Origin of the sequence: Bifidobacterium erythrocebi, from assembly GCF_012932675.1 — a bacterium.
Lineage (GTDB): Bacteria > Actinomycetota > Actinomycetes > Actinomycetales > Bifidobacteriaceae > Bifidobacterium > Bifidobacterium erythrocebi.
Genome location: NZ_JAAIIF010000018.1, coordinates 139,437 through 152,010, shown reverse-complemented (window position 1 = coordinate 152,010; position 12,574 = coordinate 139,437). Strand labels below are relative to the sequence as shown.

The following is a 12,574-nucleotide window of genomic DNA, read 5'->3' as shown; positions in this document are numbered from 1 at the left end:
TTGCTGTACTGATGTTTGTCCGATTTGGCCGAATCTGACATTCGAGGTGGTTGAGGGATGGCACGGATGTCCGTTTCTGGAGAATCGGACACGCGGGGTGATGAACGGGCAGCAAAAAGCCGGTCCGCATCAACTCGGGTACTCGGAGAAATACTTGAGTTGACGCGAACCGGCTCAGCAAGCCGAATCAGTATTCAGTATTCAGCCAATCACAGCACGCCCTGGGCGACCATGGCGTTGGCGACCTTGACGAAGCCGGCGGCGTTGGCGCCGAGCATCAGATCGCCCTCGTGGCCGTATTCCTTGGCGGCGGCCAGGGAGTTGGCGACGATGTTCTCCATGATGGACTTGAGCTTGTTGTCCACTTCTTCGAAGGTCCAGCTCAGACGGTAGCTGTTCTGGCTCATCTCCAGGCCGGACACGGCCACGCCACCTGCGTTGGCGGCCTTTGCCGGGCCGTACAGCAGGCCGTTCTCCTGGTACACGGTGATGGCTTCCGGAGTGGACGGCATGTTGGCGCCTTCGCACACGACCTTGCAGCCGTTGGCGACCAGGGCCTTGGCGGATTCGCCGTCGATCTCGTTCTGCGTGGCGCACGGCAGCGCAATGTCGCACGGCACGGTCCACACGCCCTTGCAGCCCTCGTGGTATTCGGCGCCCGGAACACGCTCGGCGTATTCCTTGATGCGGCCGCGGTGGCCCAGCTTGATGTCCTTGACGATATCGAGCTTGATGCCGTCCGGATCGTACACGTAGCCGTTGGAATCGGAGGCGGTGACGACCTTCGCGCCGAGGGCCTGGGCCTTTTCGGTGGCGAAGATGGCGACGTTGCCGGAGCCGGAGATGACCACGGTCTTGCCTTCGAAGGAATCGTTCTTCAGGACGCGCAGCGCCTCCTGGGTGTAGTAGCACAGGCCGTAGCCGGTGGCCTCGGTGCGGGCCAGGGAGCCGCCGAACTCAAGACCCTTGCCGGTCAGCACGCCGGAGTACTCGTCGCGGATGCGCTTGTACTGGCCGAACAGGTAGCCGATCTCACGGGCGCCGACGTTGATATCGCCTGCGGGAACGTCGGTGAACTGGCCGATGTGGCGGCACAGCTCGGTCATGAAGGCCTGACAGAAGCGCATGACCTCGGCGTCGGACTTGCCCTTCGGGTCGAAGTCGGAGCCGCCCTTGCCGCCGCCCATCGGCAGCGTGGTCAGGGAGTTCTTGAGGATCTGCTCGAAGCCGAGGAACTTGATGACGCCCTCGTTCACGGTCGGGTGGAAGCGCAGGCCGCCCTTGTACGGTCCGATCGCGGAGTTGAACTGGATGCGGTAGCCGCGGTTCACCTGGACCTTGCCCTCGTCATCGGTCCAAGCGACGCGGAACTTCACCACGCGCTCCGGCTCGACGATACGTTCCAGCACGCCTGCCTTCTCATATTCCGGGTGCTTCTCAACCACGGGCTGGAGGCTTTCGAAGACCTCGGAGACAGCCTGCAGGAACTCGGGCTGGTCGCCGTCACGCTTCTCCACCTGGGCATACACGCGCTTGACGTATTCGTTGGTGAGCATAATTGAAACTCCTCTTTGGGTCGGTCTTAATAGACGGTTTTGATTGTAGGCGCGGGGGATATGCGCCCACAAGACCCTGACCAAATGCTGGCGATGGCGGCATGGCACGGTTTGCGCGCGGTCGCGGCGGTGCGGGGAAGCGCGGATTGATGCGGGATGCCGGCGGAAAGATAGCGGAAAGATACTGAAAAGTCGCCGAAAAAAAGAGAACCCGGCGGAGGGAAAGCCGCCGGGCAAGAGAGAAGAGAGAGAAGAAAGGATTAAATTATGGGGTTCGGGAGGAACCTCGTCTGCGTTGTTGTGTTCTGCTGACGTCTTCTATATAACCGCGCGTTCCTTGGGGGAAGGATGCGTGTTCCTGTCAATTCCCTGAAAGAAATGTAATGGGGCTGTGACCAAGGGGAGGAATGGGGCGGTTAGCCGTGCGCTCGCCTGTTGCACACCGAATAACTGCGGGGTTAGTGACACGTTCTGCGGGCAAAGTGACAGCATATGTCACCTTCGTCGCGGAAGTTGTCACTAACCCCGCAGCAGTTGTCACTAGCCCCGCACAAGTTGTCATCAACCCCACAGAAATTGCTATACAGTGGTGGGTGACGCCAATGAAGCACGCCCAGCGAAGCAAATGGAGGGGATATGACGGAGCGGGAGATGCGGAACGTCGAATCGGCCAACCTGCCGGAACAAGCCGTTCCGGCCAAACGGTGGCGCAGTGGGCTGGGTAGTGCCGGCTCGCGCGACGATCGTATGTTGTTCACCGGTGACATCCATAACAAGGGGTCGCGGTTGTGTCCGATGATCGAAGAGGCCGCCAACCGTGTGGACGCAGGGACCATAGTGTTGCTCGGGGATCTGCTCAATGAATGGACCGTCACCGCGGAAGGGGAAGCGGCCGCATTCGAGATGCTTGCCGAATGGGTCCGCAAGCAGCGCCGTCACCGCAAGGTGATCGTATTGCTCGGTAATCATGATCTGGCGTATTACGTGGAATCAGGTACACGGGACTTCCGTGCATTCACCAATACGTGCCCGGGATTCCACTACGGTTCATGGCCGGACGTACACCCGCTGCTGTTGGATATGAAGCCGCAGATCATGTTTGGATTCACAGACAAGGCGGGCCACGAGGTGCTCGCTTCGCATGCAGGCATCACCGCTCAATGGTTCGCATGGATGTGTAATGAACTCGTACAGGCTGGGGAATCGATTCCGGCTAATCCTTCCGCCGTCGAACTTGCCGATATGGTCAACGCGTTCTCGCATGGCCATATCGGTGATGGAATCAGATCCCTCGGACTCATGGTCGGTCCAGAACGCGGCGGTTGGGCGGGAAGTGTCCCTTCACCCTGTTGGGCCGGCATGAACGAACTGGCCAACGATCCATTACAAGGCTTCAATCAGATTGTCGGGCATACACCGGTCTACACGGTACTGTCACGCCGATGCGCGCCCGGCACCGGCGCTCACGGTAAGCGCTCGCGGGCGCGCCTATGGTATGCGGATACGCATTCGTTGATGAGGAATGGTGCGCCTATAGGCGACAGTTCATTCCTGTTCTACGACAAGGCCAGCGGCGATGCCTGGCGCGTCAGCGTCTGACCGGCAGTGCTCGTCGCCTAGCGTCCCGGCCCGTATCGGCCTGGTCAGCGCACGGTGCGAGCGAAACGCTTGAAGCTCAGTTCGGTCTTGTGCTTGCGACGCTGGCTGACGGGTATGCGCGTGCCGTCACACATGACGAAATCCGTTCCCGCGAACGCCGTGACAGAGTACAGGTTCACCATATAGCTGGCGTGGCATCTGATGAGATAGCTGGGCATCATCGGCTCGAGCGAGCGCAGCTTGAGATAGGAACGCAGCACCCTGCCGTCGTCGTAGTGGATGTAGAGGGTGCGGTTCGCGCGTTCCATGTACTGGATATGGCGCGGCCAGACCACGTACTCCATCTTCCCGTTGTGCACGCAGATCGGGCTGGAACGGTACTCCTCGCAACGGTCCACGGCCTTCCTCAACGCGTTGCGCAGCTCATCGGTCTTCACCGGTTTCAGCAGGAACGAGACGTGATCGGTGTCGTATACCTTGGTGCAGAATTCGGCGTGACCGGTCACGTAGACCACCTGTGTGGGCAGGACGAAATCGTCTTGGTCATCTGAGGGTTCCGATGGGTGGGAATCGAACAGTCGTGATGTCACGTCGATGCCGTTTTCGGTGTGCTCGCCGGCGTTGTCTGCGGATGGTGCGGAGAGCAGGATGTCCATGAAGACGATGTCGAAGGTCTCGCCGTGCTCCCGCAGTGTGCCGAGGGCCTGTTCGAAGTCGGCGATGGCGTTGAACTGCTGGATGTCGGCGTCGTAGCCGTCGTCCGGGGAGTCGCAGATTTCCTGAAGCGAGTCCGCCAGCGCCTTGCATTGTGCCGGCATGTCATCTACTACAGCAATGCGGTACATATGTTCCCCCTGCACGTTCTTGCCGATATGCATCGGTATGGCGTTCTCCGGCAATCGGATCACCCCTGACTTCGTGGAGCCACCGCCCCTTCTAGCAATGTTTCCGCGGAAAGGGTACTTGGTTTGACTGTGTGACACGCAGTTCGTGGCAAAAATGCAAGGATTCTTGTCAGTTTCGATGAAGAAGTGTGAAGATTTCCTGAACGGATGATGTGCGGTGGCGCGTTTCGGGGGTTGGCGAGGTGGCTGCAAGTGAACGTTCAGGCGGAAACGGGAGCGGTGTAGGGGGATTGGATACGGCCGGATATGAGAGACAGAATGCAAAAAGCCCCCGGCTTCACCGGCGATTGCCAGTGGAACCGGGGCTTTCCGATTGCGATGCGGCGATTATGCCGTCACGTCGTTACGACGTGACGCGAACCGTCATTCCGCGAGCTTTGCCTTTTCGGCGGCCAGACGCTGCGCCTCGGCCTCCTTGCGGGCCTTGAGCTCGGCGTCGAAACGGTCGAGCTCTTCCTGCACGGCTTCGACCGGGATCTTCGCGAAGATCGGCGTCGGCTTGGCCACGGGGGCGCCGACCTCGATCGGTTCGCTCTTCCACGGGTGCACGTTCACGCCCAGCTTGTAGTCGCCGGTGATGATCGGGTACATGAAGCCTGGCTTGTCAAGATCCTCGACCTCTTCGATGTGCGGCAGCGGCGAGAACGTGCCCTTGCCGCCCAGAGCCTCCCACACCTTCTGCGAGGCGTGAGGCAGGAACGGTGCGAGCAGGTGGTTCGCGTCGGACACGGCCTGTGCGGCCACGTGCAGCACGGTGCCGAGGCGAGCCGGATTGTCCTTGATCTTCCACGGTTCGGTGGCGGAGATGTACTTGTTGATGTCGCCGACGACGCGCATGGCTTCCAGCAGGGCCGCCTTCTGACGGTGGTTCTCGATGAAGTTGCCCGCGGTGGCGAAGGCCTCGTTGGTCTCGGCCAGCAGCGCACGATCCTCGTCGGTCATCTCGTTCTCGTCGGCCGCCGGAATCTCGCCGAAGTTCTTGGCGATCAGGTTGGCCACGCGGTTGACCAGGTTGCCCCAGGAGGAGGCGAGCTCCTCGTTGTTGTGGCGCACGAACTCGGCCCACGTGAAGTCGGAGTCGGAGCTTTCCGGTCCGGCGATGGAGATGTAGTAGCGCACGGCGTCAACCGGGTAGCGCGACAGGATGTCCTTCACGTAGATGACGATGCCGCGGGAGGACGAGAACTTCTTGCCTTCCATGGTCATGAACTCGCTGGCCACGACCTGCTCCGGCAGGTTCAGCGGGCCGAGCTTGCCGGTCTCGCCGCCCTTGGAGCCCTGGCCGTTGTAGGCCAGCATCTCGGAAGGCCAGATCTGGGAGTGGAACGTGATGTTGTCCTTGCCCATGAAGTAGTAGCCCGGGGTGGTCGGGTCGTTCCACCAGGCGCGCCATGCCTCCGGGTCGCCCTTGCGGCGGGCCCATTCGATGGATGCGGACAGGTATCCGATCACGGCGTCGAACCACACGTACAGCTTCTTGTTCGGGTTGTCGATCCAATCCTTGACCGGCACCGGGATGCCCCAGTCGATATCGCGCGTGATGGCGCGCGGCTTGACTTCCTTGAACAGGCCGATAGAGAAGTTGATGACGTTGGTACGCCAGCCTTCGCGGGTCTTGAGCCACGCCAGGTTCGCCTCAGCCAGCGCCGGCAGGTCGAGGAAGAAGTGCTCGGTCTCCTCGAAGCGCGGGGTCTCGCCGTTGATCTTGGAGACCGGGTTGATCAGCTCGTCCGGGTCGAGTTCGTTGCCGCAGGCGTCGCACTGGTCGCCGCGGGCGCCGTCGGCGCCGCAGATCGGGCAGGTGCCCTCGATGTAACGGTCCGGCAGGGTGCGGCCGGTGGACGGGGAGATGGCGACCTTCTGGGTGCCCTTGTAGATGTAGCCGTTCTTCAGGCACTGCGTGAACAGCTCCTGCACGACCTTCTCGTGGTTGCCGGTGGTGGTGCGCGTGAACAGATCGTAGCTCAGGCCCAGATCGCACAGATCCTTGGCGATCACGCGGTTGTAGCGGTTGGCGAGCTCCTGGGCGCTTACGCCCTCCTTGTCCGCCTCCACCAGGATCGGGGTGCCGTGCTCGTCGGTACCCGAGACCATCAGCACGTCATTGCCCTTCATACGTTCGTATCGTGCGTACACGTCGGACGGAACGCCGAATCCGGCGACATGACCGATGTGACGCGGGCCGTTCGCGTACGGCCATGCAACATTCACCAAAATATGACTCATAATGCCCGATTATCCGGCGCGGCGGGGACACCGGAACGTGAATGTGGACAACGCAAAATTATCCACATGCGCGCGCACATTTCACCGGTCGTATGGGCGAAGGTATCCACATATCCACCGGCCGCACGCAGGCTGTTGCGTCCGGCTGTCGGCTCGTTCTACGGTCTGCGCATGAACAGTTTCACTTCACGCCAACGCGACCACAGGCCGCGGGCAAGACCGATAGTCCCGCCGTTACTGCATACGCACGAACTGCCCGGCCCCATGAGTCTGCACAGGCTTTCGCGGGTCGGTTCGGTATGCTCCCTGGACGGGCATAGCGGGTATTGGTCCGAACATGCGGATTCGCTGTACGGCAGGGCGCTCATCGTCCACAACATCATCCCGTCCTCCACCGTGGCGTGCATGCGCACCGCGCTGTGGGTCTGGATGGGCGGCATGTTCCCCGAAACCGTGGATGTGTTGTCCGGCTCCCATTACCGGACCACGCGGCACAGCAGGCCCATATGCGCCTTCGCGCGAAGGGTCGAACGGGAGCATGTGGTGCGGCTCGGCGATCTCAACATCACCAGTCCGCCGCGAACCGCCTGCGATATCGCGACCATGGCCAACAGGCGGCCGGGAACGGCGATATTCGCGGATCGTGTGGCCGACCTTATGCACGCCTACTGCTTCACGCCGGAGGAATGCCACGACATTCTCGACATGAACCCGTGCATCGGCACGATGCCGCACGCCAAGGCTTTTCTCAACACCGCGCGCATGTATTACGAGGAACGCAACCATGCCAAGGTGCGGGGGAGGCCGGTTGGTGCCGGCGGCGCTGGTGCTGTGGCGGGCGTTAGTGCTGGTACGGGTGCAGATGCCGGTACCAATAACGGTTTCGATACGGATGCGCTGTGGCATCGAACCGTGCCGCCGAAGGAACACGAAGCACAGGAACAGGCGGCGGAATTGCAGAACGGGGAGCTGCGGCATAGGGGATTCCGTGGAGGGGAATCATGGGAACAGGAACGATAGCGATAAGGAAGGGGAAGGCGAAGAGGGGAACGGTACGAAGAGGCAAAAGGCGTCTGCGCTCCCTACGCCAGGTACGCAGACTGGAACAATTGGACGCAAGCCGTCCCGAACCCTCGACGCAGACGGACGTACTGGAACCGCCGGCACCACCGTTGGTGCTGACGCCGGCGCTCGCCGCCGATCCGGGAACGGAGGCGGAGATACTGTGGCGTATCGCCCGCGAGGAACCGGAGCTGCGGCAATGGCTGGTGATCAATCCGAATGCGGACGCACGGCTCCTAGAATACGTGTCGCAGGCCGGCGGCCCCGGCGTGCGGCGTGCGCTGAATGTGCTGTTCGATTCCCTGGATGCGTTGGAATCGGAATATGGCTAGGCGCTCGCCGCCGTTGTTCGCTTCTACCGGCCCTTGATCTCCAAAGCGGCCGCATACACCTGCTTGCGGTTCGGCAGGGAGCCGTCTGGCAGCGGGTGCTCGGCGACCACCTGGGTGATGGCCTCCTTGATGCGCAGACCCTCCTGCTCCGCCTTGTCGATGGACAGGCGGGCCAGATCCTCGGTGCTGAGCACGCTGGGCGCGTTCGCGTTGATCTCCTCGTCGGACGCGCCTTCGATGACAAGCACCATTTCGCCGCGCGGCGGATCGTTCACCACGCTGTCGTGGATCTCGGCGATGGTGCCGCGGCGGATCTGCTCATAGTCCTTGGTGAGTTCGCGGCACAACGCCATGCGGCGGTCCGGGCCGAAGGATTCCAACAGGTCGTCCATGGAGTCGGCGATACGGTGCAGCGTCTCGTAGAACACGATGGTGCGGGGTTCGGATTTGAGCATGCGCAGATGCTGCATGCGTTCGGAATGCTTGCGTGGCAGGAACCCCTCGTAGCAGAAGCGGTCGGTGGGCAGGCCGGACAGACACAGTGCGTCGAGCACGGCGCTGGGGCCGGGTGCGCAGGTGACAGGCAGATCGCGTTCGATGGCGCGGCGCACGATGGCCAAGCCGGGATCGTTGATGGTGGGCATGCCCGCGTCCGAAACCACCAGCACGGTCGAACCCGTCTCCACATTGTCGAGCAGACCGTCGGCCTTCTCACGCTCGTTGTGGTCATGGTAGGCGACCACGCGGCCGTTCACGTGCACGCCGAGACGGTTCGCCAGATCGTACAGACGGCGGGTGTCCTCCGCCGCCACGATGTCGGCGTGCTCCAGCAGCGCCTTGAGGCGGTCGGAAGCATCTCCCATATTGCCGATCGGGGTCGCGGCCAGCACCACCGTGCCCTCAGGAACCATCACATTCGTATCCACATGCGTGCCTTGCTCTTCAGTCATGCCTTCCAGTATCGCCCACGCCCCGCACAACCGGCTTTGGGGCGGATACAGGCCGGATGCAGGTCGGGTATGGGTGGGCATGGTCTGGGCGGGTGGAATATGAGTAACGCTTGTCGATACATGTGTCTGCGAGCGTGGGGTCTTGTTCCTCTTGATGGGTTTCATCTCGCAAGGCAAAAGTATTATAATTGTAATACCATCTGTTCGTGAAACAAGGAGAAGCCATGACTGCAACAGCGCCGCTGGACACTCTGGTATCAATCAGCGATTTCAACCACGGCAAGGCATCCGCCACATTCGCCAAAGTCAAGGACAACACACCCGTGACTGTGCTGAAGAACAACCGGCCAGCCTACTTCGTCATCAGCCCTGCCGACTACGAACGGCAGCAGGAAGCCGACCGCCGCGTCGAGGAACTCGGCATGCTGGTGGAGGAACTCATCAACGAGGAGGCCCGGCGCGAGGCCACGGCAGGCGAATACGTCTTCAGCTCCGACTCCGTGGACGACGTTATGGAGTACCTGAACAATGGCGAATAGCGGGAAAAGAACGATTCATGTCACCAAACGCTTCGCCAAGGATTACCGGAGTCTGCTGAAAAAGCATTTCGATCCCGCACTTGTGAGAAGTGCCCTCGAAGCGCTTTCCGACGCGGACGGGGACACCTTGGCCACCAAATACCGCGATCATGCTCTCGTCGGCCAATGGCGGGGGTTCCGCGAGCTTCACGTGAGCGCGGATGTGCTTCTTGTCTACATGGCAGACAGCGATTCCGTGGCAGTGGTGGCGGTACGTCTCGCATCGCATGACACGTTGTTCTCGAACAGGATTGGAAAACGAGATGTGAGGGAATACTTGGCGGAGGCGCGTGAACTGTTGGAATCCCTGAAGTAAGACCGAGTTGTTCGAGGTGCCTTCCGTCTTTCCCGCATCCTGGTGAATTCCGCCAGAATGGATGAGCTGCGCCGATTCCACAGGCAGCCGATGGACCAGGCGGCAGACAAAGAAAAAAGCCTTCCGGAGGTGGAATTCCGGAAGGCTTTCGTGGAGCTGATGGTAGTCGAAACCACGACCTCTTCGATGCGAACGAAGCGCTCTACCAACTGAGCTACAGCCCCTTGGATGTTGTACTGCTTCGCAGGACAACTCACCTAACTGTAATACGACCCCCGCCTAAATGCAAAACGACGTGGCGGTGTACGTGTGTTGAATCATGGTGAACGCCGTTTGAACGGATGACTCGGGTGAGGGGATAGTGGTCGGGAAGGCGGAAGACAGGCGGAAGACATGGATTGGCGATGCCTCCCGCCTGCCTGCCAGGGAAGGAAATACAAGGAAAGTGCAAGACAATGCAGGGGCGGGAACGTGCCGGAACGTAGGTCGCTGAATCGTGCAGCCCGCGTACCGGCACGCGCCTCATGCCACTCGTGACGCCCAATTAATGCGTGGCGATCTCATCCACCTTGGTGACATGCCCGCCGAACTGCGCTCGCAGCGCTGTCACCACACGCAGAATGTCATCCGCGCCGCCACGGGAGGTCTGACGTTGCCAGAGCGCCGCCGCGGTGGCCGGCGTGGGCACGCCAAGCTCCAACGCGGCCTCGACCATCCAGCGGGCCTCGCCCGATTCGTTCGCCACAGGAGGCATGCCGGCCAACGTATGGTCGTGCTCCGTCGCGTTCTCGAACAGGTCGAGCAGCCAGCTGGCCACCACCGATCCGTCGCACCAGGACGTCATCGTTGCCGCCGGGTCGGTGATGTATTCGCTGCGCATCATGGTGGCGAATCCCTCGCCGAACGCCTGCATCATGCCGTATTCGATGCCGTTGTGCACCATTTTCGCGAAATGGCCGCCGCCGACCGGGCCTGCAAGCACCAGGCCGTGTTCTCCCTGCGGCTTGAGGGTTTCGAAGATCGGCAGCACCTTGCGGTACACGCGTTCCTCGCCGCCGACCATCAGCGCGTAGCCGCGTTCCGCACCCCATACGCCGCCGGATACGCCGGCGTCCAGAAAATCGATGCCGTTGCGCTTGAGCTCGCTGGCATGGCGGGTGTCGTCGGTGTAATGCGAGTTGCCGCCGTCCACCACGATGTCGCCGGCGTCAAGCAGGTTGCCAAGCTGTGTGATCACGGCCTCGGTCGGCTCCCCGGAAGGCACCATCACCCACACCGTACGTGGCGGCTGCAGTGCGGCGACCAGCTCTTCGAGCGACGCGACGTCCCTATCCGAATCCGGATTCATGTCGAATCCCACGATCTTGTGGCCGCCTTCGCGCAGACGGCGAACCATGTTGCCGCCCATGCGGCCAAGTCCGATCATTCCCATTTGCATGATGAGCTCCTTTGCTATGCGTTGACTGTGATGTGTTGATTCTTGTGTAATGCGATTTAAGGGTTTGCGGTTCGTGATGTTTGCGCGGTTTTGCGGTTTGTTCTGGCCGCAACCGCTACAAGATAAGCGAGAGCAGCATGACGCAGCCGAGGCCGACCACGGACAGCACCGTTTCCATAAGCGACCAGGTCTTCAGCGTCTGGCCGACCGTCATGCCGAAGTATTCCTTGACCAGCCAGAATCCGGCGTCGTTGAGGTGCGAGAAGAACACGGATCCGGCGCCGATGGCGAGCACGAGCAGGGCGAGTTGCACTGGGCTCAGGTTGGCGGCAAGCGGTGCCATGATTCCGGCTGCGGTGACGGTGGCGACCGTGGCGGAACCGGTGGCGAGACGGATGAGCACGGCGACGATCCAGCCTGCGATCAGCGGGTTCATGGCGGATTCGGTGATGCTGTTGGCGATCACGTCGCTGATTCCGGAGTCGACCAGGGTCTGCTTGAAACCGCCGCCTGCGGCCACGATGAAGACGATGCCGGCCACTGTGCCGAAGGACTTGCCCACCATGCCGTTCACGGCGTCGCGCGTGGAATGCTGCATGAAACCGAGCAACACCATGGCCAGCACGCTGGTGATGAACAGCGCGGTGAGCGGCGTGCCGATGAAGGCGAGCACGCGGCCCCACGCGGTCTTGCTCTGGCCTGTCAGATCCACCACGGAAGCGGCGAGCATCAGCACCACCGGGCAGAGGATGACGGTGATGGCCTGGGCAAAGGTGGGGCGGTGTTCGGGCGACTGTTCGGCATTTTCGGCGGCGCTCTGTTCGGGAGCCATGATCGGCACCCAACGTGCCATGACCTTGCCCAGCAGCGGGCCGGAGATGATGACGGTCGGGATGGCGACAAGCAGGCCCAGACCCAGCGTGAGGCCGAGGTTCGCGTGGATCGAGTCGATGGCGGCGAGCGGGCCGGGATGCGGCGGAATGAAGGCGTGCAGGGTGGACAGGCCGGCGAGCGCCGGGATGGCGATGAGCATGACCGGCATCTTGGCGCGACGTGCTGCGAAGAGCACGACCGGGATGAGGATGACCACGCCGACTTCGAAGAACATGGGGATGCCTACGGTGAAGGCGATGAGGGCCATGGCCCAGGGGAGCAGTTTCATGGGGGTCTTGCTCATGATGGTGTCGACGATGACGTCCGCGCCGCCTGAGGCGAACAGGATGGTGCCGATGATGGCGCCGAACGCGACGAGCAGGCCGACGCCGGAGAACGTGGAGCCGGCGCCTGTGGTGAAGCTGCTGAAGGCCTTGTCGTAGGGGACGCCGGCGCATATGGCCATGATGAACGAGCCGACCATGAGCGAGATGAACGGGTGGAGTTTGACGACTGCGATGAGCAGCACGATGGTGAGGATGCCGGCTATTGCGGCGGTGATGAGTTGCATGTCAGATTCTCCTTTGAATGCTGAGCTGGGATGCGAACTGTTGTGCGTGCGTGGGAGAGGTGAGCGGGGTGGGAACTGTGGGGCGAGAGCGGAAGGTGGGTTCTCGCGTGACGGCGTGTGAGCGGCCTGACTTGACGGCCTGATCGGCGGTGAATCGGCGGTTGGCCC

11 protein-coding genes and 1 tRNA gene are annotated in these 12,574 nt (G+C 61.6%); 5 read left to right on the top strand and 7 right to left on the bottom strand.

From position 1 onward, the window contains the following. Positions 1-209: 209 nt before the first annotated feature. Positions 210-1,556, bottom strand: coding sequence for an NADP-specific glutamate dehydrogenase (gene gdhA / locus G1C98_RS08950; protein ID WP_003825256.1), 1,347 nt, complete (start codon positions 1,554-1,556; stop codon positions 210-212). Positions 1,557-2,192: 636 nt separating this feature from the next. Here gdhA and G1C98_RS08945 point away from each other — a divergent pair. Then, complete coding sequence (locus G1C98_RS08945) at positions 2,193-3,155, top strand: metallophosphoesterase (RefSeq protein WP_169080856.1); 963 nt, start codon at positions 2,193-2,195, stop codon at positions 3,153-3,155. A gap of 44 nt (positions 3,156-3,199) precedes the next feature. Here the strand turns inward: G1C98_RS08945 and G1C98_RS08940 are convergent, their stop codons facing one another. Both G1C98_RS08940 and metG read right to left on the bottom strand, forming a co-directional pair. Next, positions 3,200-3,973 carry a LytR/AlgR family response regulator transcription factor gene (locus G1C98_RS08940; protein ID WP_169080855.1) on the bottom strand — a complete coding sequence of 258 codons (774 nt, stop codon included), beginning with the start codon at positions 3,971-3,973 and terminating at the stop codon, positions 3,200-3,202. A gap of 450 nt (positions 3,974-4,423) precedes the next feature. Continuing rightward, positions 4,424-6,286, bottom strand: coding sequence for a methionine--tRNA ligase (metG, locus tag G1C98_RS08935; protein ID WP_169080854.1), 1,863 nt, complete (start codon positions 6,284-6,286; stop codon positions 4,424-4,426). A gap of 264 nt (positions 6,287-6,550) precedes the next feature. Here metG and G1C98_RS08930 point away from each other — a divergent pair, with 264 nt between their 5' ends. Next, the gene (locus G1C98_RS08930; RefSeq protein ID WP_169080853.1) at positions 6,551-7,306 is read left to right on the top strand and encodes a hypothetical protein; all 756 of its coding nucleotides are present in this window, start codon (positions 6,551-6,553) and stop codon (positions 7,304-7,306) included. An 89-nt stretch (positions 7,307-7,395) separates the two neighbouring features. Beyond that, complete coding sequence (locus tag G1C98_RS08925) at positions 7,396-7,680, top strand: variant leucine-rich repeat-containing protein (protein ID WP_205831963.1); 285 nt, start codon at positions 7,396-7,398, stop codon at positions 7,678-7,680. A gap of 23 nt (positions 7,681-7,703) precedes the next feature. Here G1C98_RS08925 and rsmI read toward each other — a convergent pair whose 3' ends face one another. Next, positions 7,704-8,630: a 16S rRNA (cytidine(1402)-2'-O)-methyltransferase gene (rsmI, locus tag G1C98_RS08920; RefSeq protein ID WP_240944996.1), complete on the bottom strand. Its 927-nt coding sequence runs from the start codon at positions 8,628-8,630 to the stop codon at positions 7,704-7,706. A 224-nt stretch (positions 8,631-8,854) separates the two neighbouring features. Between rsmI and G1C98_RS08915 the strand changes: the two genes are divergently transcribed. Both G1C98_RS08915 and G1C98_RS08910 read left to right on the top strand, forming a co-directional pair. Further along, positions 8,855-9,169 carry a type II toxin-antitoxin system Phd/YefM family antitoxin gene (locus G1C98_RS08915; RefSeq protein WP_169080852.1) on the top strand — a complete coding sequence of 105 codons (315 nt, stop codon included), beginning with the start codon at positions 8,855-8,857 and terminating at the stop codon, positions 9,167-9,169. Next, the gene (locus G1C98_RS08910) at positions 9,159-9,524 is read left to right on the top strand and encodes a type II toxin-antitoxin system YafQ family toxin (RefSeq protein ID WP_169080851.1); all 366 of its coding nucleotides are present in this window, start codon (positions 9,159-9,161) and stop codon (positions 9,522-9,524) included. The genes G1C98_RS08915 and G1C98_RS08910 overlap by 11 nt, the downstream gene beginning before the upstream one ends. A gap of 151 nt (positions 9,525-9,675) precedes the next feature. On the opposite strand, the gene G1C98_RS08905 is transcribed toward G1C98_RS08910, so the two are convergent. From G1C98_RS08905 to G1C98_RS08895, 3 genes are all read right to left on the bottom strand, one after another. Continuing rightward, a tRNA-Ala gene (locus G1C98_RS08905) sits at positions 9,676-9,748 on the bottom strand. Between the two features lie 320 nt (positions 9,749-10,068). Continuing rightward, on the bottom strand, positions 10,069-10,962 hold the full coding sequence (gene gnd, locus G1C98_RS08900; protein ID WP_169080850.1) for a phosphogluconate dehydrogenase (NAD(+)-dependent, decarboxylating): 894 nt from the start codon (positions 10,960-10,962) through the stop codon (positions 10,069-10,071). 115 nt (positions 10,963-11,077) lie between these two features. Continuing rightward, on the bottom strand, positions 11,078-12,406 hold the full coding sequence (locus G1C98_RS08895) for a GntP family permease (protein WP_169080849.1): 1,329 nt from the start codon (positions 12,404-12,406) through the stop codon (positions 11,078-11,080). Positions 12,407-12,574 lie beyond the last annotated feature (168 nt).

Excerpts from the sequence above, each read along its gene's own strand:
- G1C98_RS08930 (WP_169080853.1), top strand. The coding sequence starts at position 6,551 with ATGAGTCTGCACAGGCTTTCGCGGGTCGGTTCGGTATGCTCCCTGGAC.
- rsmI (WP_240944996.1), bottom strand. The coding sequence starts at position 8,630 with ATGACTGAAGAGCAAGGCACGCATGTGGATACGAATGTGATGGTTCCT.
- G1C98_RS08895 (WP_169080849.1), bottom strand. The coding sequence starts at position 12,406 with ATGCAACTCATCACCGCCGCAATAGCCGGCATCCTCACCATCGTGCTG.
- gdhA (WP_003825256.1), bottom strand. The coding sequence starts at position 1,556 with ATGCTCACCAACGAATACGTCAAGCGCGTGTATGCCCAGGTGGAGAAG.
- G1C98_RS08940 (WP_169080855.1), bottom strand. The coding sequence starts at position 3,973 with ATGCCGGCACAATGCAAGGCGCTGGCGGACTCGCTTCAGGAAATCTGC.
- metG (WP_169080854.1), bottom strand. The coding sequence starts at position 6,286 with ATGAGTCATATTTTGGTGAATGTTGCATGGCCGTACGCGAACGGCCCG.
- G1C98_RS08915 (WP_169080852.1), top strand. The coding sequence starts at position 8,855 with ATGACTGCAACAGCGCCGCTGGACACTCTGGTATCAATCAGCGATTTC.
- G1C98_RS08910 (WP_169080851.1), top strand. The coding sequence starts at position 9,159 with ATGGCGAATAGCGGGAAAAGAACGATTCATGTCACCAAACGCTTCGCC.
- G1C98_RS08945 (WP_169080856.1), top strand. The coding sequence starts at position 2,193 with ATGACGGAGCGGGAGATGCGGAACGTCGAATCGGCCAACCTGCCGGAA.
- gnd (WP_169080850.1), bottom strand. The coding sequence starts at position 10,962 with ATGCAAATGGGAATGATCGGACTTGGCCGCATGGGCGGCAACATGGTT.